This window comes from Hanstruepera flava, assembly GCF_023634025.1.
GTDB classification, from domain to species: Bacteria; Bacteroidota; Bacteroidia; order Flavobacteriales; family Flavobacteriaceae; genus Hanstruepera; species Hanstruepera flava.
This window is the reverse complement of sequence record NZ_JALJCW010000001.1, coordinates 47810-71792: the sequence shown is the minus strand read 5'-3', so window position 1 is coordinate 71792 and position 23983 is coordinate 47810. Positions and strand designations below refer to the sequence as shown.

General features: G+C 35.5%; 26 protein-coding genes. 3 read left to right on the top strand and 23 right to left on the bottom strand.

Features of this window, described 5'->3' with window-relative positions; translation table 11 throughout:
• The first annotated feature begins 57 nt into the window (after positions 1 to 57).
• Complete coding sequence (locus MTX13_RS00390; RefSeq protein ID WP_250432397.1) at positions 58 to 600, top strand: hypothetical protein; 543 nt, start codon at positions 58 to 60, stop codon at positions 598 to 600.
• Positions 601 to 641: 41 nt separating this feature from the next.
• On the opposite strand, the gene MTX13_RS00385 is transcribed toward MTX13_RS00390, so the two are convergent.
• From MTX13_RS00385 to MTX13_RS00320, 14 genes are all read right to left on the bottom strand, one after another.
• Complete coding sequence (locus MTX13_RS00385) at positions 642 to 1880, bottom strand: erythromycin esterase family protein (RefSeq protein ID WP_250432396.1); 1239 nt, start codon at positions 1878 to 1880, stop codon at positions 642 to 644.
• Between the two features lie 81 nt (positions 1881 to 1961).
• Positions 1962 to 2558, bottom strand: a complete 597-nt coding sequence (locus MTX13_RS00380; RefSeq protein ID WP_250432395.1) for a dioxygenase family protein — start codon at positions 2556 to 2558, stop codon at positions 1962 to 1964.
• A gap of 101 nt (positions 2559 to 2659) precedes the next feature.
• A complete protein-coding gene (locus MTX13_RS00375) occupies positions 2660 to 2851 on the bottom strand; it encodes a hypothetical protein (protein ID WP_250432394.1) in 192 nt (63 codons plus the stop codon).
• Between the two features lie 74 nt (positions 2852 to 2925).
• Complete coding sequence (locus tag MTX13_RS00370) at positions 2926 to 3288, bottom strand: nuclear transport factor 2 family protein (RefSeq protein WP_250432393.1); 363 nt, start codon at positions 3286 to 3288, stop codon at positions 2926 to 2928.
• A gap of 114 nt (positions 3289 to 3402) precedes the next feature.
• The gene (locus MTX13_RS00365; RefSeq protein WP_250432392.1) at positions 3403 to 3903 is read right to left on the bottom strand and encodes a hypothetical protein; all 501 of its coding nucleotides are present in this window, start codon (positions 3901 to 3903) and stop codon (positions 3403 to 3405) included.
• Positions 3904 to 3992: 89 nt separating this feature from the next.
• Positions 3993 to 4856: a TlpA family protein disulfide reductase gene (locus tag MTX13_RS00360; protein WP_250432391.1), complete on the bottom strand. Its 864-nt coding sequence runs from the start codon at positions 4854 to 4856 to the stop codon at positions 3993 to 3995.
• Between the two features lie 80 nt (positions 4857 to 4936).
• On the bottom strand, positions 4937 to 5455 hold the full coding sequence (locus MTX13_RS00355; RefSeq protein ID WP_250432390.1) for a hypothetical protein: 519 nt from the start codon (positions 5453 to 5455) through the stop codon (positions 4937 to 4939).
• A gap of 196 nt (positions 5456 to 5651) precedes the next feature.
• Positions 5652 to 6380 carry a hypothetical protein gene (locus MTX13_RS00350; RefSeq protein WP_250432389.1) on the bottom strand — a complete coding sequence of 243 codons (729 nt, stop codon included), beginning with the start codon at positions 6378 to 6380 and terminating at the stop codon, positions 5652 to 5654.
• A 70-nt stretch (positions 6381 to 6450) separates the two neighbouring features.
• Positions 6451 to 7587 (bottom strand): alpha/beta hydrolase-fold protein, encoded by a 1137-nt coding sequence (locus tag MTX13_RS00345; RefSeq protein ID WP_250432388.1) that lies wholly within the window; start codon positions 7585 to 7587, stop codon positions 6451 to 6453.
• A gap of 149 nt (positions 7588 to 7736) precedes the next feature.
• A complete protein-coding gene (locus MTX13_RS00340; RefSeq protein ID WP_250432387.1) occupies positions 7737 to 9128 on the bottom strand; it encodes a S41 family peptidase in 1392 nt (463 codons plus the stop codon).
• Between the two features lie 116 nt (positions 9129 to 9244).
• On the bottom strand, positions 9245 to 10060 hold the full coding sequence (locus MTX13_RS00335; protein WP_250432386.1) for a hypothetical protein: 816 nt from the start codon (positions 10058 to 10060) through the stop codon (positions 9245 to 9247).
• 425 nt (positions 10061 to 10485) lie between these two features.
• Positions 10486 to 10914, bottom strand: a complete 429-nt coding sequence (locus tag MTX13_RS00330; protein WP_250432384.1) for a DUF4268 domain-containing protein — start codon at positions 10912 to 10914, stop codon at positions 10486 to 10488.
• A gap of 3 nt (positions 10915 to 10917) precedes the next feature.
• Positions 10918 to 11589, bottom strand: coding sequence for a ZIP family metal transporter (locus MTX13_RS00325; RefSeq protein ID WP_250432383.1), 672 nt, complete (start codon positions 11587 to 11589; stop codon positions 10918 to 10920).
• A 2-nt stretch (positions 11590 to 11591) separates the two neighbouring features.
• Positions 11592 to 12323, bottom strand: a complete 732-nt coding sequence (locus MTX13_RS00320) for a class I SAM-dependent methyltransferase (protein ID WP_250433844.1) — start codon at positions 12321 to 12323, stop codon at positions 11592 to 11594.
• Between the two features lie 93 nt (positions 12324 to 12416).
• Here MTX13_RS00320 and MTX13_RS00315 point away from each other — a divergent pair, with 93 nt between their 5' ends.
• On the top strand, positions 12417 to 13574 hold the full coding sequence (locus MTX13_RS00315; RefSeq protein ID WP_250433843.1) for a THUMP domain-containing class I SAM-dependent RNA methyltransferase: 1158 nt from the start codon (positions 12417 to 12419) through the stop codon (positions 13572 to 13574).
• Positions 13575 to 13681: 107 nt separating this feature from the next.
• Here MTX13_RS00315 and MTX13_RS00310 read toward each other — a convergent pair whose 3' ends face one another.
• The 9 genes from MTX13_RS00310 to rlmD all read right to left on the bottom strand — a co-directional run bounded on the left by MTX13_RS00310 (position 13682) and on the right by rlmD (position 23294).
• On the bottom strand, positions 13682 to 15775 hold the full coding sequence (locus MTX13_RS00310; RefSeq protein ID WP_250432382.1) for an ATP-binding protein: 2094 nt from the start codon (positions 15773 to 15775) through the stop codon (positions 13682 to 13684).
• 1056 nt (positions 15776 to 16831) lie between these two features.
• Complete coding sequence (locus MTX13_RS00305) at positions 16832 to 17956, bottom strand: serine hydrolase domain-containing protein (RefSeq protein ID WP_250432381.1); 1125 nt, start codon at positions 17954 to 17956, stop codon at positions 16832 to 16834.
• Between the two features lie 50 nt (positions 17957 to 18006).
• Complete coding sequence (locus MTX13_RS00300; protein ID WP_250432380.1) at positions 18007 to 18585, bottom strand: Crp/Fnr family transcriptional regulator; 579 nt, start codon at positions 18583 to 18585, stop codon at positions 18007 to 18009.
• A gap of 481 nt (positions 18586 to 19066) precedes the next feature.
• Positions 19067 to 19666, bottom strand: a complete 600-nt coding sequence (locus MTX13_RS00295; RefSeq protein WP_250432379.1) for a MarR family winged helix-turn-helix transcriptional regulator — start codon at positions 19664 to 19666, stop codon at positions 19067 to 19069.
• Between the two features lie 85 nt (positions 19667 to 19751).
• Positions 19752 to 19985, bottom strand: coding sequence for a thioredoxin domain-containing protein (locus MTX13_RS00290; RefSeq protein ID WP_250432378.1), 234 nt, complete (start codon positions 19983 to 19985; stop codon positions 19752 to 19754).
• 132 nt (positions 19986 to 20117) lie between these two features.
• The gene (locus MTX13_RS00285) at positions 20118 to 20642 is read right to left on the bottom strand and encodes a DinB family protein (protein WP_250432377.1); all 525 of its coding nucleotides are present in this window, start codon (positions 20640 to 20642) and stop codon (positions 20118 to 20120) included.
• Complete coding sequence (locus MTX13_RS00280) at positions 20642 to 21379, bottom strand: DUF6048 family protein (protein WP_250432376.1); 738 nt, start codon at positions 21377 to 21379, stop codon at positions 20642 to 20644. The genes MTX13_RS00285 and MTX13_RS00280 overlap by 1 nt, the downstream gene beginning before the upstream one ends.
• Positions 21345 to 21878, bottom strand: a complete 534-nt coding sequence (locus MTX13_RS00275; protein WP_250432375.1) for a DUF6452 family protein — start codon at positions 21876 to 21878, stop codon at positions 21345 to 21347. Before MTX13_RS00275 ends, MTX13_RS00280 begins: the two co-directional genes overlap by 35 nt.
• A 3-nt stretch (positions 21879 to 21881) precedes the next feature.
• Positions 21882 to 23294, bottom strand: a complete 1413-nt coding sequence (gene rlmD, locus MTX13_RS00270; protein ID WP_250432374.1) for a 23S rRNA (uracil(1939)-C(5))-methyltransferase RlmD — start codon at positions 23292 to 23294, stop codon at positions 21882 to 21884.
• Between the two features lie 134 nt (positions 23295 to 23428).
• Here rlmD and MTX13_RS00265 point away from each other — a divergent pair, with 134 nt between their 5' ends.
• The gene (locus MTX13_RS00265; RefSeq protein ID WP_250432373.1) at positions 23429 to 23977 is read left to right on the top strand and encodes an RNA polymerase sigma factor; all 549 of its coding nucleotides are present in this window, start codon (positions 23429 to 23431) and stop codon (positions 23975 to 23977) included.
• The last annotated feature ends 6 nt before the right edge of the window (positions 23978 to 23983 follow it).

Genomic DNA, 23983 nt, shown 5'->3' with positions numbered 1-23983 from the left:
GTATTTGTGGTGTGTTGTTTTGGTATAAATTTTGTGATTTTGTTTGAAAGCCAACTCATGAAAAAACTAGCGCTACTACTATTGATTTTTTCTGTTTCAGGATGTATTCCCTTGCAAGTTGCTCCAAATATTGAAACCGATAAGGTTCAATTAGCTAAAAAGTTTAAACGTAACTTACCTAAAAAGTATGCCTTTATTTTTGAGGATACGAAAAAAGCCAACGAGTTTTACAGTTTTATAAATATGAAGTATAATCGAGAACATATGGATGTAGAATATAATGTACCGTTTACGCTAAACAACAAAACCTACTATATGTCTTTTTATGAGCGTGAAAAAACTACACAAACTATTAATTTTTTACCATTAGCTGTAGATGCCGCATTGGATTCTCAAGAGGTTGGACCAATTATGCAAGATCATTACAGTACTAGGTCTGGAAAGTGGTTTGTATTGTTGACAATAAGCGATGATACCTTTCAAGACTGTTTGCACCCAAATTATTCTAACCGTGATATGCTTTTAAGTTATTTGCGAGAATTGCAAAAGGAGTATTTTAGAACCTATAATTATCTTGAAGCTTATTTACGTAATAATTGAATTACAGAGGAGGCGTAAAGTAGTTAACCAATACCTATAGCTTATTCAGGAGGCGATATCTTATCCAGTAAAAGTAGTCCGTCAAAGTGTTTGGACAGTATTAGTTGGTTGGTGCCGTAGAGATCAATAAACGTATCGTTAATAATTATTGGCTGGAAAAAAACACCTGTTGCTGTTGTTTCTTCTTTTGGAATATCAATAAAATTTACTTTTCCATCTAAACTACCAATTAGACTTTTAATATCAGTTCCAGTCTGTTCAATAGGTTTCATTGCTGTCTCCTTTCCTGAATTATTGGCAAAGCTTCCTGATCCTGCAAATACACCTAAAACATACATTCTGGATCCATATTTATGGGCTAGAAATTCGCCCATAACGTCTTCTTTGGTATTGAATTTTGCGATATGGAAATTGTGAGCAACCAGTATTATTTTTTTGTCTTTATAAAACGTATCCATAAGCCACTCAACATTAGCCGCCATCATACTATCTCGTTCTTTCCAGCGTTTGTTGTAATCTTTGGTTTTTGTAAAATCTAAAAAATACTTTAGGTACTGTATTCTGTTTTCAATGGTACGTTTAATCAACTGTTTATCATAGGTCTTACTGTTGTTGCTGACTTTTTGTATTTCCTCACTTAAGCTTTTATAGTCGGCAATGAGATGTTTTGTAGTGGTTTTAAGGGAATCGTAAACGGCTTTACGGTTAGTCAGTAATTGCTTTTGGGCATCAAACCGTTGCTCAATATTGTGAAAGCTTGGGTTGTCAATGGATTGCTCGTTTAGATAATGTGTTAACAGATTAGAAAAATTACGTCCTGTTTTCTGCACATCAAAACCAGCAACAGAAATGTTATTGTTTTTGGCATATTGCATAAGCTCTTCAAACGATTTATTCCGCCATCCCCAAAAAAAGCCATTAGTCATGTCTTTGCTGTTTAAGGTGTCTTTTTGGCTTTCAATTGTACCTATTTCACCCAAACCAGATTCAAACAATATAACATCAAAATTCAGTTGTTGGTGCAATTGTTGTATAAGCTCATTTTTGGTGATAAAAATTTCCTTGGAGCCATGATTGAGCTCACCCAACAGAACCATGCTTTTGTTATCAATGGCATGTAATACAGGTTGCCAATTACCTTGGGTATAATTCGCGTTTACTTGAATATCTTGAGCTAGACTTTGGAAAGCATTCGAGTTAGTTTTAGTGGAATTTTGACTTATTACATTTTGATGGTTTAGTGCTAAACCCAGAAATACTAACAGGATATTGATTTTCATTTGATTGATTTTAATTCAGTTTTCGGTTGGACTGGCAAGATAAATACCGCTTCTTCTAACCTTGTTTTACGGAATTATGTTTTAATTTGTTTCGCCTGTAAATTTATAATTTTTCACTTCCATAGTCAAAAACGTTACAAGCGTACTATCTTCCGTTTGTTTTAAATCTGCCAAAAAATGTTGGTCGCTATCATTAATAAAATGTCTTCCCATTTTCCCCGTAAACTGATTGAAATGGATGTCGTAGGCTTCTGGCTGTGCATTCATTACAGAGGTATGAATATGTCTGTTATCTGTTGAGCTGCCATAATCGCCTGGTAAAATGGTTTGTACAAAAACCTGCCCTTTTTCATTTGTTATTGCAGTGCCGTTTAATCGGGCGGTCGATTCGTCATTAGGATTTTTTGGCTCATACTCACCAATTGCAGACGTGTGATAAAGTTGTATTTGCTCGTTTATTAAGGGACGTTTGTTTTCCTTTGAGACTAATGTTAGGCATAACCACAGTTTTTGTCCGGGTTCATCAGTTCCACATATCCGTACCTTATTGTGACTTTCCAAGGCTTTAAATACAGATAAGGTTTGAATTTCAGATTGGCTTATGTTTTGAATGGTTCTGTCAATTGCGCATCGCGTAAAAATAAAAATCAAAAATAGTATGGTAACAACTCTCTTCATTTTGTTTTATGTAACCTGCTTAACGGTTTGTGCATAGTTGTGTTGGGTAAAAAACTTATGTCATGAACAATTAGCTATTATTGCAAGTAGTTTTTATTCAATCAATTATTAGCTTTTCCAGCTTCGCAGTTTCGTTTCTTACTTTTTTCATAAGTTCCTAGACCAGCACCTAAAGCTAGGCCAATTCCAGTTCCTATAGATAACCAAGTTGCCATATTATCTGTTGTAACACCAATACTAATTCCTATTCCTACTCCGAAAATTAATCCTAATGCTATGTAGTTGGTTCTCATAATGTACCTTATTTTTAATTTTTATTCGTTTAAGTTATTGGTCTTTATAATTCTTTTATTGTTACAATTATCTATTATTTATAGTTTTCAATTTTTCGTTCTTCACGAATTTCTCCTATATGGTAGTAGGCTATAATCGCTTCTATAAGATTATCTTTAACGTAATACCATTCACTAACATCTAAAGAAAAATCATGGCCTTGCTTGGCTGTATATCGTACACAGGCTCTGTCCGTTTCATATATGGCATCGTGGATGTAAAAGGTCTGGTGCAGGAATTTGTCTTCATTTTTCTTAACTAAATCAAGATATTGTTGTTTTCCAGTAATAGTTCCAAAAGGGCTTGTGTGCTTGAAGTTTTCAGATATGGGTAAGTTGAGGTAATCACCACTACGCCATTTTTCAAACCACAGTTCTACGATGTCTTTTAGGTTCATTTTTATTGTGTTATAAGTTTATGTTACGTTATTTTGGTGTGCAAGTCACAGTTTGGTATAGCCTTCAGTTATGTTTTGTTGTATTTCTCTACCAGTGTTGATAATTATACTTATTTAGTCAAAAGGGTCATCATAAACATGTTTAATAATTCCGTCAGTAATAGTTATTTCATTACCGTTTACTATTGCACTTCCTGAAAATGTAGCGCTAAAACATAAGTTTGTATTTGTTATTATGTTACTTTCTAATACGCCTTGAGCAACAAAATCACTGTTTGTAGAAGTCCCATGTTGTACTCTAAAATAATTAAATTCTTCTATAATGTTTGTGCCTGTCTTTTTGTAAGGAAGCTTAATTGTTATGGCATATGTATCTTGCTCTGGTTGAAAAACACCTGTGAGCAACCATAAACTTAAAGTATGGCCAGAGCCATCGTTATCTAGATCAATTCCCCTTCCATTAACTTCAAATTGTTTTAATTCGCCATTAATTTTCATTGAAACAGTTTCAGTTTGAGGACATGTTTGAACGTCACCATCATCATCATCATCATTCGAACAGGAGTTGAGTAAGAGAGAGCCTATGAAGACTATTAGTAAATGTTGAATTTTCATGTTTTAATTTTTCAGAGTATTTTGACAAGGATTAGGATTTCGTTAAAGAATGGTACTTGAGTATTATTTCACTGCAATGAGCTTCATGGTTAGGCATTATTTTTATCAGACTTTTCAACTGGAGGTGGAGGCGGCGGTGGAACATTTAGTTCTTTTTGTCTTACTGGTTGCTTGTCTTCTAAATATGTAATTAATTCTGATGCTGTACTTAAAACTTTCTCAATGTGTCCATTTTTGTCAACTATAAGATGGGTTGGATAAGCTCTTAAATTTAATTTATTTTGAATCAGGTTTTTTTGTTCTGCTACAACTTCATATTTAAACTCTGTTTTATTTAAGAATTTTATTAGTGGTTCATTTTTATCAAGCGCTAAACTTATAAATTGAATATTTTTTTTGTCGCTATAATTTTCTACTAGTTCATTTAGTTCTGGTATCTCTGCAACACACGGTTTACAAGCAATAAACCAAGTTTTTATAATCGTTTTTTTTCCTATCAAACTATCGTTATTATAATGCTTGCCATTTAAATCTGAAAATTCGAAATCTGGGAATTTCATACCCTCCATTTTATATAAACTGTAAGCAGAAGCCGCAGTGGATTTAACCACATTTGAAATTGATGTATTTGCGGTAGGTGGTATGGTATATAATTTGTAAATCTTTAAACTATCCGACTTAATTTCAACGGGTATATACTTTCCTGTAATAAGTTCATTAAAAAACTCATCTTTAGTAATTACTTCCGATTGTTCATTTAAAGGCTTAAAATCAGCTGATAATGTTATATCGTAGTAATAATATGTATACCATTTATTATGGTCCGATGTTAGGTCATTAACATTCACAATAGGTTCAAATTTTTCTTTTGAATCTAAATTCTCATTAGACTTTTCCTTACAGGAAGTAATACCTATAACTACTAATATTAAAAGGCATAAATAATTTTTCATGAGTTTGGTTTTATTGGTTTATAACGGTTTGTATATGTTGTGTATACCGAAGATGTACACTAAACAAATTGTTGAAGCAGTTATTTTATTCTTACATATGTTGCTAATTCAGAAATTGGCGGATTATTAGACTCTGTATCAAAATCTATTCCAGCCTTTTTGAAGTCCATTAATTTTTTTAATGTTTTACCATCTCTTGAAAAAGTATATATAATGGTTGTTTCGGTATAACGAGAGGGCTTATTACTATTTGGATATTTCTGTATATGTGAAGTTTTATATTTTCCATCTCCAATTTTTTCCCAAGTTCCAGTCCAAAATTCTGTATCGTTATAATGACACTTTCCAGTATTATTGTCTATTCCTGGAAAAATATAATTGAGAGTTCCATCACTATTGTATATGTGTCTTACCCTGTCATAACATTTTGTGAAACTTTTTTCACTGAATGTTCCGTCGGTATAATTTGTTTGTAATCTTTCAAGTTCCCATGTACCAACGATTTTATCATTAGATGATTCATTTTTATAACTAATTGGGGAAATTGACATTAAAAATGCTATTGCTAAAAATCCGATAAGTAATTTTGATTTTCTCATAAACTAGGTTTCTATTATGAAATGATATTTTAGTTAACGGTAAATATCTATGATAATTATCTATTATGGTCACAGCTATGAATATTTAAGCAGGTTAGAGCTTAACTTCCCAAGTGCACACCAAACTGAAAATGCAAGGATTTTCAGAAGAAGGCAAGAACTAGCAAATACTTACAGCTATTGTTGTACAACGTTATTAATTAATATTTTTTTCAGAAATCAATTGTTTTTTCACTTTTGGATTATTCACTAATGATTTCTTAAAGTCTTCAAAATCTCCATAATTATTGGGTGAATCTTTAATTTGTTCGTAAAGGAACGATTTGTCTGTTTGGGGATAAATTATGATGGTTTCTCCAAACCTTAAATCAAAAAGTTTCATATTTAGAAGCAAAGTAGAAAATCCATCTGGACTTGCTGAAAATACCCAATCAAATTCATTGCTAATTACTTTAAATATGCCTTGTGCTGTTAAATACGGATAATTTCGAGAATCTACTAATGTTGTTTCTTCTGCATCCTTGTCATTAGTCAAAACCAGTAAGGTTAATTTATCGATTATTTTTTCGCTTTCAGGGTTTTCATATTCTCCAATTCTAACCCCTTTAAAAACTGTAGAATCCATTTCAATTAAAAACGGAATACTGGATACAGCATAGTCATATTCGGCTACTGGAAAAGGCGATTTATTTAAAGGATAACTCTGAAAAATTTCAGAATACATGTTATAGGTTTCAATATCTTGATTAAACAACTTCATGTCCCATTTAGTAGCATCAAGGTGTTGAACTGCCCTATGGTTTAACGTTTCAATATCCCATTTCTTTTCCTCCTGTGTTCGAGCAACCGAATCCGACTTTTCGCTCTCTTGACAAGACTGTAAGAGGATTCCAAAAATTGTTATTATCAGTAACTTTTTTATCATTTTCAAATGTATAGTATAGAAATATGGCTAGAGGTTTAAATTTTATTAACGCTATTGTTTATAGGCATTATTACCAGCCGTTTTTTATTTTTTCAGCTTTTATGTCTTCAATTAATTCACGTTTGCCCTCCCAGTTGCTTTCTTTTGTTTGTAAAAGGAATTCAGCTTTTTCCAAATATTCTTTTGATGTTACGTTGTCTTTTGTTAACTCATAAAGCGATAAGTAAAAATCGTAATACGTAGGATAATATTTAACTCCCAGTTCATAAACGTTAGCGGCATAATCTTCCAAATCGTTGTTCCAATAGCGAGAAGCAATACCATTAATATCTGAAATCTCTGGAGGATAATCGTAGTTTTTAATTTTAGAAGCAATCGCTATTTTATGCAATTCTTCAGATATAGAACCTGGTTCTTTTATGAGTTTATATTCCATATCTACTTCAGCAATCTTAAAGTATCGGTCTCTATAATCTTTAAAAACTTTTGTTAGTAGAGTTGGTACAGCAGCGATTGGAACCGAGTTATGAGCCGAATAATTTGCTTCAAACGTATGGATTGAGTCAAAAAATAAGGGGTATTTAAGTTTTAATGCATCGTATTTCTTTCTGTGGGCAGCATCTTTAACTTTACTACCTATAGCGATTGAAATTTTTGATTTATCTATTGCTCCTGACTGCTCAAATCCTTCAACAAGCATTTCCATTTTGTCGTAAGGCGAATTAGCAATTACAGCAGTATAATAGTCTGGATGGTTGTAAAAGGAATACAGCGAAAATGAAGCAGAAAAAGAGTGTCCGATAATGACTTTCAAATCACTAGGGTTATATGCTTTTAGCTCTTGGTCTAGCTCTTTGGTTATAAATTGATCTAAAGACAGTTCTGTTCTTAAATCTACTATTGCACATTCTTTTATTCGGTTTTTTAATGGAATAACAACAATAAGAGCACTTGGGATTTCTTTTGTGAAGCGTAAATACTCAATATCAGAAATTGTAGGATTAGCAAACCATTTATTTTGTCCATCAAGTAGGTAGATTACAGGAAGTTTTACAGAGTCCGATTTGTATTTGTAGAATTCTGGCTTGTGTATGTAAACGGTTTTTTCTTCTCCAAATGCTTTTGAGTAAAAAGACAGTGTATCTATTTCCTGCCCATATGTTATGACTGAAATTACAAATAAAAACAGAAAGCTTATGTTTTTCATTGGCTGACAACTATTAAATAAACACAATGGTGCTTATTTCCAAATCTAATCAATTTACACCATTTGCCCTATACGTACTTGTACGTAGTTTTTTAGGTAAATCTCCTACTTAAGGTGGAATCTATAAACTGCATTTGTCAGACTGGTATTTAGTCTTTCAAGTTCTGTTTGGCGGCTTGTAAATTGTCTTTAAATAAATCCAAATTAGGATGCTCCTGTGAGGTCGCCAATGCCACGGCTTTTTCGTAATTGCTTACAGAAGCTTCTTTGTCACCATTGGCCATAAGGCTTTCAGCATAACTGTCATACACATTAGGCGAGTCGGGATATAAACGTGTATTGGCTTTAAAGATACAAGCGGCTATTTTAGGCTTGCCTTTTTCCATTAAATAGGTATAGCCTAAATTATTAATACCGTCTTCATCCATAAGTTTGGCGTCCTTACAGGCTTTCAGTTGGTTGTAAATAGCAGCTTCAGAGCTACTCGTATACATTTCCAAATGACTGTTAAGGCCTTCTAACAATAGGGTAAACTGTGCGTTGCGTTTGGCACGATAGTTTTTAGCGGCTTCAACAGCGAGATCCAATGTAGTTTGGTAGGTATCTTCAGGAGTAGTTTTCACTTCGGGAACTACACCTACGCCTTCCCAATTGGTTTGGGTTATGGGGTTTATGGCGCGACCAGTAGGAATAAATACATTCAGGTTCTCATTAATAGGCATGGTACCACCTGGGTTGGCACCACCACCAGTGGTTTGGCCTACCAAAGTAGCACGCTTTTGGGTTTGCATATTATAGGAGAACTCTTCCGCACCAGAAAAGGTTCGGTTACTGGTCATCACAAACAACGGTACATCGGGTAGCTTGGTACCGTTTACTTGCTCCAAGGTCCAGAATTCTTCAGTCACATCACCCTCACGCCAGTAAAGGCTATTCAGGTGTCTGTGGTCGTCAAAAAAATAACTGCATAAGTATTGCACCATTCTAGGGCTACCACCACCGTTTTGGGTTAGGTCTATAATAATGGCATCGGCACGGGAAATAAACTGCATGGCTGCATCGGCATGGGCTTGGCCATTTTCAAGTCCTGAAAAACCGCGTAAATCCAAATAGCCTACATTGCCTGGTATCACTTTTACATCTACAAATCCGGCATTGTACCAACGTGTGCGGTTCATGCGGTCTAGCTGTTCCTCTATGGCACGTTCTGGCGAATTATCGGGTGCTACATAAGGCGGATTCGTCCTGATGCGCATATGCTTGTCTTTATTGATGCTTTGCACACTTTCAGTGAGGGCAGAGGCAAAGGCTTCATCCGTGGTATAAGCGTCAAAGTGTCCAGCTGCTAATTGGTTTTTCAAATGGGTCTCGGTAGCTTTGGCAACTTCTGGAAAGACGTAGCGTTCGTTCATCAGTTGTGAGAGCCTTGTAATCACGTCTTGTTTATAACTGTTGCTTAAGGCACTATCTTGCGCAAAGCCTAAATGGGTTTGTAATAAAAACGTTAACAGTAAAACGGTGAGGGTGTAAGATGATTTCATATGTATAAATTGATTGATGAATTGTAAAAATCCTAAATATTATTGGATTAAGCAAATCAAGCTATTCTTCCCAGGGGTATTGGTCTAATGATTTGAACACATAGTATATAACGACTTTAATAATCGTAAAATTCCTTTACTATAAAATTTAATTCATCCTGTTTTGGCCTAATTAACGTGTTCAAATAATACCTGTGAAAATAACCGTTTAGCACCACTATTTTCCTATAATCGGATTCCCGAATAAAATGTAAAATGTTATTAGCCATGGTTTGGTTTCTTAAATCCCAAAATTCAGATGCGCGTTTGTATCCCTCAAAATAACTAATACTGTCTCCATCTTGCTTAACAAAATAGGTTTCAGAGAATACAGGATATTGGCCCATGATGTTTAAAAGCGCTTTATACTGATAGTCTTGTCTGGCTTCAGCAATTTTATCAGTTTCCATACTGTTAAATGCTCGCGCACCTTGATAAGCAAAGGCATTTAGAGAATCGTTTATTTTAAGAAAACGTTCATAAGTATCAGCGTCCGCAGCATCTAGCTGATTGTTTTTGTAAAGACTATCTAACAATTGGGTGGCTTTGCCATCCGTTGGTCTTGACCCAATTTTTATGCGATAGGCGTTTCTTCCGGTAAATTCATAGGGTCTAACAGCTACATCAAAGGTGTCCATATACTTTACAGTGGCAATATTCTCATTACTATCCCAGGTTTTATTAAACTCGAAGGTGTCCGTAAACAAGGAAGAATCCACTTCAAAGAGTATCAAATCGGGTTTGATCTTAACCAGAATATTGTAAAGGCTATCCGGTGTGAAATTTTCTACTGACTGATGAACGGTACCAAGCAGCACTAATTCCTTTTTTTTGGGAGCACAACAGCAAAGTAGTACACTCATCATTACAATCAATCCTAATAATCTGCGCATGGGTATTGGTTTACTTCGGTGGTTTTTAAACTAAAATAGGTTTAAAAATAGTAATTTAACAATACATCCATTGTTATTGACTTCGTCGAATCTTCTATTTCTGCATTTGATGTATTAATAGATCCTGAATCAAGTTCAGGATGACAAGTAATTTAAAACCTAATTCCTGCGAAGCAGGAAGCCGCTGTAGTCAGTATATATAACCAAATACCGTAAAGAATTTTTGAAGCCTTGGAAAAAAATCAGGTATTTGGTTATGGTTTTTATGGTTAGAGTAGAACCATAAAAAATACCTATCTACAGCAAAGGTGTTTTTTGGTTCTTTTTTGCACCTTCAAAAAAGGACATTACATCAAAATCCAACAGGAATAAATCTAAAGTTTTTTGTTTAACTCGAATCTTACCAGAAAAGTATCAATACAAATCTAACCTTTGATCACATCTTTATACTCCTCAAAAAACGCCTCAAACAAACCCATCGTTTCATTAAAAAACACCATCACCTCTTGCCAGCTATTCTTATTATGAATACTCACTTTAGCGTCCAAGGGTACATAAACACGTGATATTTCTTTACCGTTATCTAAATAAAAGGTTTCTTCATAAATAGCTTCAGGAAGATAATCATCTTGAAGAATGCTTTTAAGCGCGACTAACTTTTCCCAATAGTTAATACGGTTTTCCAAATCACTTTCCACATCCAAGGATACCAACGCCTGTTTGGTATCAAAATGAAACTTAAAACTAAAACCCTTTATTTTGGTGTTGTAGAGCAGCCACTTTCTGGGGAAGGACTTTCCAAAGCTTATCCAGAATGTTTCACGTAATTGTCGGCTTTCTTCCTTACTGAACATAGACTAGATAAAATAGGCAATAACTATAGCCAAAATAATGGTTAAAATCTTGGTCAGGTTAAATTTGTGACCTTCACTACTTTCAAAGAGAATGGTGGTCGAGATATGCAAAAAGATACCAATCACAATCGCCGAAATCTCATTGTAATAGGTTTTAATAAACCCAATAGAATCCGATAAATATACACCCAACGGTGTCATCAAGGCAAACAAAATTAAAAACAGGGCAATCTTGACTTTAGATAACTGCGACTGAATAAAAAACGTAGCCAGAATAATCGCCACAGGAAGTTTGTGTACAATAATACCATAAACCAAATGATGGTGCGCCTCCATAGGTATACCTTCCAAAATGGCATGAATACTCAAACTGATAAACAACACCCACGGAAACAGCGTTTTGCTTTTGTCCAGATGCATATGCCCATGCTCGGCACCTTTGGAAAAGAACTCCAGGATAATCTGAATAAGAATTCCCACCATAATAAAGATACCCACATGCTTGCTATCATGCGCATAGACTTCCGGTAAAAAACTAAAAACGGTAATCGATAATAAAAAGGCACCACTAAAGGCTAGCAGCAACTTTAAATGCTTGATTTCTGAAGGCTTTAAAATAAGCACAATAAAAAAACCAACTAAAACTGAAAGGATGGGAAGTATATAATTCAGCATGCTTATTTAAAAATCATGATTAGGCGTTCAGATGTTTTGTTGTCAAACTTACGCAATTTATAATCACCAAAAACATCCAGTAAATACACACCCGCTTTTTCAAACAAGGCCTCAAAATCGGCTAGTGTAAAGGCACGTACACGTTCCTGATAGTTATAATCCTCATCCTCATGCGTAAACGCAATCTCTTTTATAATGTAACCGTCTTTAACATAGCGCTTTAAGTTAAAGTCTATACCATCAACGGTTTTGGTTTCTTCAGGCACTAAATTATCAATCACGTAGTCGGAATTCATAAAATCAATCACTCCAAATCCGGTTTCGTTTAAATCGGCTTGAATGGCTTGTATGGTTTTGAGGTTATCGGCTTCCTGCTCAAAATACCCAAAACTGGTAAACAGATTAAACACGGCATCAAAGCGTTTGCCAAACGGCTGGCACATATCATGTACCTTAAAATGCAGACTGTCATTCTCAAATTGCTTGGCATGGGCAATACTATTTTCCGACAGATCGGCACCAGTCACATCATAACCCAAGGAATTTAAATACACCGAATGCCGCCCTTTACCACAGGCCAAATCCAAAATGGTACCACCTTCAGGTATATTTAAATACTGCGTCAGGTTGTCCATAAACAATTGCGCCTCGTCATAATCCCGATCCTTATACAGAATGTGGTAAAATGGTGTGTCAAACCAAGAGGCAAACCAAGCTGTGGTGTCTTTTGTCATAATAATTCCCATGAAAATGGGAATCTTTTCATTTATGATTCCCCAATCATGCCACAAAAATACTGTATTTTTGCAATCTATTTAATAGGAGTGATGGAGAATAATTTTAAAATGGTGGCCAAAACCTTATATGGTTTTGAAGAATTACTGGAAAAGGAATTACGGCAAATGGGTGCTATGGATATTAAAAAAGGTGTCCGTAACGTCAGTTTTGTAGGCGATAAGGGCTTTATGTACAAAGCCAATTTAGGCCTGCGTACAGCTATTAAAATCCTTAAGCCCATTGAATCCTTTTGGGTGAAGAACGAGGAAGACCTCTATAAAAAAGTCTATAATATAGACTGGTCCCAATACCTGAAACCCACAGGGTCTTTGGCGGTTGATGCCACCGTACATTCTAAACTGTTTACCCACTCCAAATACATTGCCCTAAAAACCAAGGATGCCATTGTCGATAAGTTTCGCGATACCACCAAGGAACGCCCCAATATCGACTTGCGGTTCCCCGATTTAAAAATCAATGTGCATATTGACCGCCAACAGTGTACCATTTCCCTGGATACCTCTGGCGAGTCCCTGCACAAGCGTGGCTATAAAACCGCCACCAATATTGCACCCATTAACGAAGTCCTGGCAGCCGGTATGGTCATGCTGTCCGGTTGGGATGGCCAGTGCGATTTTATGGATCCCATGTGTGGTAGTGGTACCATTTTGGCCGAAGCCGCTATGATAGCCTGTAACATTCCACCAAACCTCATGCGTAAGGAGTTTGCCTTTGAACGCTGGCAGGATTGGGATGTCGATTTGTTTGAAACTATTGAAGAATCCCTCTTAAAGAAAACGCGCGATTTCCATCATAAAATGATTGGCTACGACAAATCACCTTCTGCGGTGGCCAAAGCCAAGGCCAATATCAAGAATGCCCATTTAGATGAGTTTATCACTATCCAGCACGAAGACTTCTTTAAAACCCAGAAAGCGGGTGAGGGGAAGCTCCACATGCTGTTTAACCCACCCTATGGCGAACGCTTGAATATTGATATGGAACAGTTCTATGCCAACATTGGCGATACCCTCAAACAAGGCTACCCAGGTACCGATGCCTGGTTTATTACCTCCAATCTGGATGCCTTAAAACATGTGGGTTTACGACCCTCCCGAAAAATCCATTTGTTTAATGCCAAACTGGAATCCCGCTTGGTAAAATACGTTATGTACGAAGGCAGTAAAAAGGCGAAGTTTAATGAGTAGTGTAATAGATGTTTATTGTCTCTTGTGAGGATTAGAGGTATTTTTACGAACAACCCTTTTTGGTTGCAAACTGACTTTGTTATATACATAGACACTGGTAGTGTTAATTATTCCTCTTCCGCAATTTCTTCAATATCAACTTCTGGTTCAATAATTTTAGGCACTTCAAAAATCATTGGAACACTTGATTTAAACGCTTTTCCTACTGCTATTGCTTGTCTAAACTTTAAATTAGGTAGAATTTTAACAAATTCTGGCCCCATGTAATTAGAAAGGAAATCGCTACTTGTTTTGTCTAATTCTTGAAATGCAATAATTGAATTACATTGTGTTAAGACTGTTTTGGAAACATTTGCAGTTCTTTGAGCAACTACAAAAAATCCAATATTGTACTTTCTCCCTTGTAAAGCTATTTGTGAGATTGTATTTACTGAAGCTTTTGATGCAAAATCTGAAACTCCCATTGAGTTTAATTCTGGAATGACCGTATGAGCTTCTTCTAAAACTACACAAACTCTTTTTCCAAAACTTTTTTTTGTTTTAGCAGTTTTAAATAGAGTAAGGAAAAACCATTTTGTATAGTCTAGGACACTAGAATTATTTGAAATATCAGGTAATTCAAAAATTGATTGACTTTCATCTCCTTCTAGAAATAATTTTATTGAATTGTAAAATTCTGTTTTAATTATTTTTTCTTGAGCAGCTATTAACGGTAAATTCCAATTATTTTGAAATTTAGCTTTTTCTTTTCCTATGATTTCTATTGCATCAAATGCTTTTTGTGCACTTGCATCTGTTATGATTGGATTTATATCATCAATCTTATCTTTATATTCTCCGGTAAGGTCAATTATTATAACTTTGGTATTATCCGAAATTATTTGCTTAATTAGGTTTCTAGTAAAAACAGATTTTCCAGAGCCAGTTATCCCTAATATTGCTGTATGGTGAGTTATTGCAGTTTCTTTATTAAGAATTACCGGATAATTTGTATTTGGAATATTTCCAATTGTGAATTCATTTTCTTCAATTGCAGTATCTTCAATTGAGGAGGATAAATAAATGGGCGAATTCACCTCTGGAACCCAACCAAATTGTTCAAATTGGAATTTTTCAGTGTCCCAAGTTCCTAATTGTATGGCCTCACCAACTATTATTCCGGTTTGGTTTTTGTTTTCTAGCTGTTCAATTTTTGTAATACCTTCTATTATTTGATAAAGAACTTTTTGTCCTTGAATTGAAACTTCTAAAAGCTGACCCTCACTAACTTTTATTTTTGAATTGTAAATGAAACGAATTTTAAAAATTGTACTGTTTTCGGTTACAATACCAATAAATCTTTTTAGATAATCATTTTCGGGAATATTATTAATTCTGTAAACAACATCCGATTTGTGATTTTCAAATATATTCTTGTCAAAAATTTTCTCGATTTCATTATTTGATAATACTTTAACCCATTGTTGTTGGTTTAATAAATACGTGTCTAATAATAAGCCTTTTCTCACCTTTTTATCTGTTGAATATTTAAATTCAACGAAGTCAAATATTCTTGTATTTACAATTCTCTCTGATGAATCATATAGTCGAATTAGAAAAGTATTTTTTGATTGAACGCCAAATATTTGTCCAAGTGCAAGTTTATTGCTTTTATCCTTGCCAATAGCAAACAAATCTTCTATCGATTTGGCTAATGAGGGAATATTTAAAATTATAAAAATTGCCCAAAATAATAATAATCCATTGAACTGATTGTTACCTGTTCCAAACTGTTTGTAAACTCCCCAAATGAAAAAGCTGGAAAAAAGTGTTTCAGGTTTTCCAATTTCTCTATTCACTCTAGCAATAAGACGAATAAACTTATTTTCTAAACCAAGACTCTTCTGTCTTAACCAAAGTAGTGCATAACTACTTATAGTTAGATAACTAATTATTGATAGAAAAACCCAAAAAATAAAATCTCGATTATTATCATCTACGATTAACAATGAAATTCCAGCTGTTATTGCATTGATAAAAATGTTTGAATCTTTGGAAAAATGTGGTTGGTCAATTAGCGAGAGAAGTATTAAAAGAAGCAATCCAGATGTAAACCAAAAATGATTTAGAAGGAATTCACAGCTTCCAGTCAATATATAACCTAAAATGGTTAAGGTAATAAATGAAATTCCTAAAAAAGAAAGCCTGTAAGTTTTACTCATAGTTGGTTTTCATAATGACTGGTCGCCATTGGATAAACGCAATGGCGTTTATTCCTATTATATTATTTTTAAAAGGTAATAATATATACCCATAAACCTAATACCGTAGTTATTAAAGCACAAGCATCCAAGATACCGTTTTAATTCAACAAATAAAATACGTAGTTATACGTAATTTTTGGCTCATAGCTCCGCAAGGTCTGCGTCAGGTTTCCTTAAGGTCTCCTTCAGGTCAACCCGTTGCATTCCTGCGCAGGCAGGAAATCGAAGATTCAGCGAAGCTAATCTCTTTTAGATCCTGAAACGAGTTCAGGATGACAAGAAAGTATAAACCAATTCCTGCGAAGTAGGAAGCAAGCGACCTATTAAATCTGGTCGTTAAGAATAGTCCATAAGAATCCGTTAAAAAGCTTCTGCTTGTTCGCATTCAGCGCAAGCTGAAAAGGTCAGAAGGTTTAGGATACGTTGGACTATTTAGACAAGATTTAGTAAGTCTAGCGTTTTTTGTTTCTTTTTTGGGCAATGCAAAAAAGAATACAGACAAAACAAAACACCAAACCACACTCTTTGTCTTTCCGCACTTGATGCGGAATCCATTTTAGATCCTGAATCAATACTGAAGCAAGTTCAGCACAAGGTTCAGGATGACAGGTTGTTTTTAGATTTATGTGCCACGTCAGTTCGAGTGTTCCGACCGCAGCGTCGGAATGTATCGAGAACCCTAAACCCGAATTCTTGTGCAGCAGGAAGCCGCTGTAGTCAGTATAGATAACCAAATACCGTAAAGAATTTTTGAAGCCTTGTAAAAAATTCAGGTATTTGGTTATGGTTTTTATGGTTAGCGAAGAACCATAAAAAATACCTATCTACAGCAAAAGTGCTTTTTGGTCCTTTTTTGCACTTTAAAAAAGGACATAACATCAATGACCAATAGGAATAAGTCTAGCGCTTTTTTTTTTCTTTTTTTGGCAATGCAAATGCGAAGCATTCATGAATACCTTTAAATAAAATAGTAAGCCATGAATAAAAAAGAATAGAAAACTATAAGTTAATGCACTACTTAATAAGCTGATACATCCCATTTACAAACTCATAATGCTTATACGGCAAATGGGTTTGATTCACAGAAACCACCATGGTAATACCCGCTTCCGGATTGTAAAACACATCACTACCCCAAAATCCCGAATGCCCATAAAAGCGCAAACCATCAAAATCATACAGAAACATACCAAAACCATAGCGGTCTCTAGAATCTGTAATCATGGCTTGAAACAAATGGTCTTGTTTGATAAGCTGTTTGCCAAAAAGCGCTTTCATAAACAAATTGAGGTCGTAGGTCGTAGATACCAGTCCGCCACCAGCCCAATCAAAAGACGTGTTGATGTTGGTGTTAACTTCTATATCGCCCATATACAAACTCGGAAACGCTAACGTGTTGGTAGCCGCTTCATGATACTCCAAATACGTATGGCTCATGCCTACAGGCTCTAAAATGTAGGTTCTATAAGCTTCCACAAGCGGCATAGCGCGATACTTTTCAATAATAAGCCCTAGCAGAAAGTAATTCATATCGGAATAGTAAAAGCTGTCTCCGGGTCTAAAATGCGCACGATGATGCAACCCAAACTGATAATAGGTTTCAAAAAGATCTTTAACCGACCATTGTTTTTGTGGGTTCTCAAAGATAAGGTTCATAAATTCCTCTTGCGTATCGGTAAAAATATCGGCTAATCCAGACGTGTGATTGAGCAACTGACGTACCGTAATGTCATGGCCAAAGTTTTTACCATCCAGCATCATCAGCTTGTCGAACCCCACAAATGTTTGGTCACCAATCAAGCTGATAATAGGGTCATCAAGCTTAAGCTTCCCCTCTTCAACCAATTGAAGCATGAGCGTTGCCGTAAACAGTTTCGTGATGCTGGCAATTTTAAACGGACTATTGGGACTTACAGCCGTATCATCTGAAACCGATAGGTTTCCAAAACCTTTATGGTAAACAAAATCCTTTTTCTCATTTTCCAGATAGACCAGTATGTTGGCAACAGGCTGATCGGGATTTTCCGATAGGTGTGCCTTAAAGAAGTTATCAAGGTCTTTTGTTAGTTTTTGTGCAGGCATCATGGCGATAACCGCAACAGTAAATAATAATAGGAGTAGGGTGGTTCTTTTCATCATGTTTTATATTTCTGGCAAAACTAAAGAGACCATTCCAAATGGTAATTGACCTAAGTCAATTCGTGCTTTTTTCGTATTCTGCTCAAGCGTTCTTTTGATATCCCTAGAAAAGAGGCAATATCTTTTAGAGGGATTTTATTCACCAGCTTGGGCTGTTTGAGCAACAAATTGATATAGTTCTCTTCGGCTGTATGGGCTTTAGATTCCAGATGCCGCTGAATCAACACATCAATATATTCTAACAATATAGATTGCATGATATGCTCTGAAAACTTTTGACTCTCGATTTGCTTATAAAAGGCCTCACGCGATATTTTTAGACAAGTAGTGTTGCAAATAGCATCAATGGTTTCTTTACTAGGTACAGCCGTAATAAAAGAAATGGGTGACGCTTCCAAGTCACCCGGAAAGGTGAAACCAAGCACTACTTCCTTATCATTAACAAGGCGCCAGGTTCTTAAGATACCTTCTTCCACCAAGAGTATAAAATCAGCTTTACCACCTTCCGTAAAGACCACATCATCCTTTTTATAAAATACTTGAGTACCAATAGCACGCAAAGCATCAAGAAACTTTTGATAATTATCTGGGTCTCTTATGGTGTTTGCCGTGTTTAGGTTGAGGTTCATTGGTTTTGAATAATGGTGTGAATTTAAATCATAAGAAGCTATAAAACATAGCCCAACTTTTAAGTAAACGAAGTTACTTTTTTAAAACCAGAAATTCAATATGCATCTATACGTAGTTTCTGGTCATAACTCCTTAAGGTCTACGTCAGGTTTTCTTAAGGTCTAATTAAGGTCTCCTTCAGGTCAACCCGTTGCATTCCTGCCTTTCGATATTTCGACAAGCTCAATACAGGCTTGCTCAAGATAAACTCCAGCAAGAAGCAAGTAGCTTACTCAATCTGGTCTTTAAAATAGCCCATAACCATAGCTTAAGAAAGGTTCACCCGTGTTTACGCCATACACTAGCCATACTTAAGCCATACTTAAGCCATGCACTAGCCGTACTTGATGGCTCGTCCTAAAATAGCTATATAGGTAATACATAAATACTGATATCCTTATACAATTGACCTATTCTAAAATACAAGTTATAATCAATCGCTTAAACCTTGTTTTCAAATTCTGGACAATCTAAACGAATGTCTGTATCTAACAAGGGCTCGTTTAATAGATTGCAAAAGTGGTTATCGTCTGGCTTACTGTAGTATTTGCAACCAAAGCACATACGTTGTACGCTTAATACACCCGTTCTGTTTAGGGTATAAATAACAGTACTTAAGGCCTTAAACAAATGGTCTTGTGCAAGTGGGTCTATACCGCTTAATGCCGTTTGAATAGGGTTGGCGAATTCTTCGGTTTCTTTTACAATACGTTTTCCAGAATCGGTTAATTGAACGGTATAGCTTCTGCTATCCGTTGTGGAGTATCCCTTTTCAATAAAGCCTTTATGGTTTAATACCTTAATGGCATCGCTAATGGTGGGTTTGGTTACATTAAACTCACTGGCCAAATGGCTAACGTTGCACAGGTCGTCATTATGGTTATCAACAAACAACACAATCTGAATTTGAATAGGGCTTAAGCCCAATTGCTTGGCTTTATCCCAAAGCAACACTTTAAAGGCTTCAGATATGCGCTGCAAGGCGACAACAATTTTACTGTTAGTGTCTTGGTTTTCTAAATTAAAGGGTGTGTTGGTCATAATACAAAAAGATGCCTATTAACGGTAAGCAGTCAATAGGCAAATCTAATAAATTTAGGAATCCTAACAAATAGGGATAAAAAAATTATCCTCTTACATCGGCAATAGAAGCCCCAAAGTTAATGTGCAGCACATTACCATTAGGTGTTACCATAGCTGGCACGGATTGTACGCCTGCTTTTTCGGCTTCATCAATGCGGTCTTTGGTTTCGCCAATGTTTACAATTTCTACATTGTTTTTGCCTACTAGTTCTACAATGTCGTGCTCTGCACTAACACAAATTGGGCATCCTGCGTGATAAAAAATGGACTTACTCATAATAGTTGTTTTTTTAAGTTATTAATTCTTTGACACAAATATAGTAAGGAATCCTAACTAAATAAAATATTTCTGAAAATTTAACATTTTGATGTTGTGGAACTTTTCATCATGCTTGAATAAACTTAAGTCCTAATACAGCTTTTTTAAGGTGTTTGTATGATGCTCCACATGGTAAGCAGACCACATAACGAGTTCGCGCACTGGCATTTTACCCATTAAAGGGTGAGGAAGAATTACGGTATTTAGGCTATTGTCTTTCCAACGTCGTGTTTTAGCCTGTAACTTTTTTTGTTCAATTTGTAAGCGGTTCAGCAAGTAGTCTTTATCCTTTATTGAAGGCACCTTCATGTTTTGGGAACCTTTAAAGGTTTTACCTTGGGCATCAACTAGCCGCTCATCGTAGCGTTTACACACCGTATCGTAGTTTCGGACGTCTCGGTTTGCCTTTCCAAATTTATATTTTAAAACGAATTTGGGCATACTCATGGCTTTGTTAAGTGGTTTAATACTTTGTAAAAGATGCAAGGTGTGTTGGCCTGTGGTCCATTTGCCTTCTGGACCAGTTTCCCACTTGCTATCGTCCTGTAGGTTGAGCCATTCAATAAGATTGCTGTATTTTTCTTCTAGCAGTTCAGCAATAGCTTCTTTTTCCATTATTTATCCTTTTTATACAAAGGAATAAGATAGGAAATATTATAACCGAAGCCAAAGCCAAAGTTGCTACTCTCAAAAACCTTGTTAAAGCCCGGGATGTATAAATTTTCAAATTGGTCAGGATGGCTTTGGGAAACCATGTATTTGAACTGTAGGTTGGCACCCAAGAACAAGTTGTTAAGGACTTCAGCTTTAATACCTGCTATAAACTCTACCCAAAAGGCATTAAGTCCTGAACTTTCTATTGGACTATTAGACGAGAATTGAGGTGTCCAATATTGGTTTTGATTATAAACCGTGAAACTATTTAAGGTTTGGCTAAATGTACTACCAGCTACACGAAAACCACCATAAATCATATTATCCATGCCGTACCAATTGTCGTAGGCATTATAATCTGCACCAGCTTTAAAATAAGAACCTTTGGCGGTAACGTTTAAAAAGTCTTCAACACTGGTTTGTTCCTGCACACCAAACTCACCGGCAATAAACCATTTACGTGTAATACGGTAATCACCCATAATTTCAAATCCGGTAAAATCTTCGTCTATAAACGAGGTAACAATTCGGCTCAAATCAGCCCCAACACGTAAACCGTATTTAAGTTGTGTTTTTAGGGTATCGGTTTCTTTGCTGTTTTTTGGAATGCTATCGTTTTGTGCAAATGTTGGCGCGCCAAACAAAACACAAAACACAAGGGTTTTAATGATATATATTGAAATTGGTCGCATTTTCATCTGCTATTATTTGGTTATCGTTTACGGTTTGAATGACTTGTATCCATCTATTGCCATCATCGGCCACACTCATGGTTATATTTTCAAAAACAGATTTAAACCCACACCCTCTGGAAACATATTCCTGACGTGTTGTATAGGTAATGGTTATGACATCTGGATTTCCAGTTACTGTTCCATTTTCATCTACTTGATAGTTTCTCCAAATAGTATATTCCGTTGTGAAGGATTCTCCATTAGGATCTTCAGTAGTTGTTTTTAAGGGTAGGAGGATTTTTTGTTTACGTGAGGTGCCATCTAGATCCGGTACAGGATTTTCGTTGTCGACACCTTGCGCTCGTAACCGAGCCACGTTTTTTGGGTTTTGATCCTCAATAGTTTCAATATCAAAGAATTCAATGGTTAATCGCGGTGTGGTTACTGTATCGTCTGGACAGATGTCGTCTTTTTCACATCCTAATGCCATAAGTAACACCAAAAAGAGGGCAATTTTTTTCATAAACTAGTTTCTTCTTTCCAAAAGTACAACATTTTCCACGTGATGCGTTTGTGGGAACATATCAACGGCTTGTGTTTTTGCAACTTTATATTGTGCATCCATTAACGCTAAATCGCGTGCTTGTGTTGCACTATTGCAACTTACATAAACTATTTTTTCTGGACTAATATTTAAAATTTGATTAACAACATCTTTGTGCATACCGTCACGAGGTGGATCTGTAATGATGATGTCGGGTTGCCCATGCGTGTTTATAAATTCAGTATTAAACACCGTCTTCATGTCGCCAACATAAAAATCGACATTGTTAATGCCGTTTAATTGAGCATTTTCTTTAGCAGCTGTTATAGCATCTGGAACCGCTTCGACACCAACGACTTTTTTGGCTTGTTTTGCCACAAATTGCGCGATGGTTCCCGTGCCTGTATATAAATCGTATACCAATTCGTTTCCGGTTAAACCAGCAAAGTTTCTGGTGATTTTATACAATTCATAAGCTTGTTCTGAATTGGTTTGGTAAAACGACTTGGCGTTTATTTTAAAACGCAGGCCTTCCATTTCTTCAAATATGTGGTCTTTGCCTTTATAACAAATTACCTCTTGATCGTAAATGGTATCGTTGGCCTTTTCGTTAATAACGTATTGTAAAGATGTTATTTCTGGAAATGATTCTGCTATATAATCCAATAACAACTCGCGCTTAACCTTATCATCTTTAAAAAACTGGATAAGCAACATAAGATCTCCTGTGGTTGAGGTACGAATCATCATGGTTCGCAAGAGTCCTGTTTGATTTCTGGTATTGAAGAATTCCAAGCCCTTATCAATGGCAAACTGTTTTACCGCATTCCGAATAGCGTTTGAAGGGTCTGCTTGCAGATGACACTTTTTTATATCCAAAATTTTATCCCACATACCTGGTATGTGAAAGCCCAATGCGTTTTTATCGCCTAAATCTTTATCCGATTGAATTTCCTCTAATGTCAACCAACGGCTGTCACTAAAAGAAAACTCCATTTTATTACGGTAAAAATAGGGTTCTTTGCAACCTAGAATTGGTGTAACTTCAGGTAGCTCAACATGACCAATGCGTGTTAGGTTGTTGGTTACTTCTTTTTGCTTGTAGTATAATTGGTGTTCGTAACCCATGTGTTGCCATTTACAGCCACCACAAGTTCCAAAGTGTTCGCAAACGGGTTCGGTACGCTTGTCAGATAGTTTGTGAAAAACGGAAGCTTTACCCTCGTAGTAGGCTTTTCTTTTTTTAAAGGTTTGCACATCAACTACATCTCCAGGAACAGCATTAGGTAAAAAAATGACTTTTCCGTCCGGTGCTTTAGCAACAACTTTGCCTTTAGCACCTGCATCAATAACTTCTACGTTAGTAAAAACTTGTTTTCTATTTCTTCTAGACATGCTGCAAAAATAATAATAGCTTTAAATAAAGTGTATGTAAATAGAATTATCTTTAATAAGATTTTTACTTTTTAAAGAAATAAATGAACCTTTTTACATTTTTTATGTCATTACTATAAAAGCGTTTACATGCTATGCAACAAAACAAAGCCACATCTGATGGTGATTTAATTAGAAGTTATCTAGAAGGTAATCCCGATAGTTTAAAGTTGCTGATTGAAAAATGGCATGTGCATTTTTGTAACAAAGCTTTTTGGATTGTTAAAAATGCAGACCTATCAAAAGATATAGCCCAAGACAGCTGGCAAGTTATATTGAATAAGTTGGTGGAGCTAAAACATCCGGATAAGTTTCAATTTTGGGCATCTAGAATAGTTTATAACAAATCTATTGATGCATTAAACAAGGCTAACAAAGAACTATTGGAGTTAAAAAGCTTCAAGTATTCAAACTCCATTTTGGATACAGATAATTCAGACAACGAGAAATTGAATACACAATTATTGAAAGCTATAAAAACATTGCCGGTAAACCATCAACAAGTTTTACATTTATTTTATTTAGAGCAGTATTCTATAGTTGATGTGGCAAAGAAGCTAAACATATCAAAAGGAACAGCAAAATCGCGTTTGTTTTATGCGCGTGAAAAGTTGAAGAACTACTTAAATGGAAAATATTATTAATAAGAT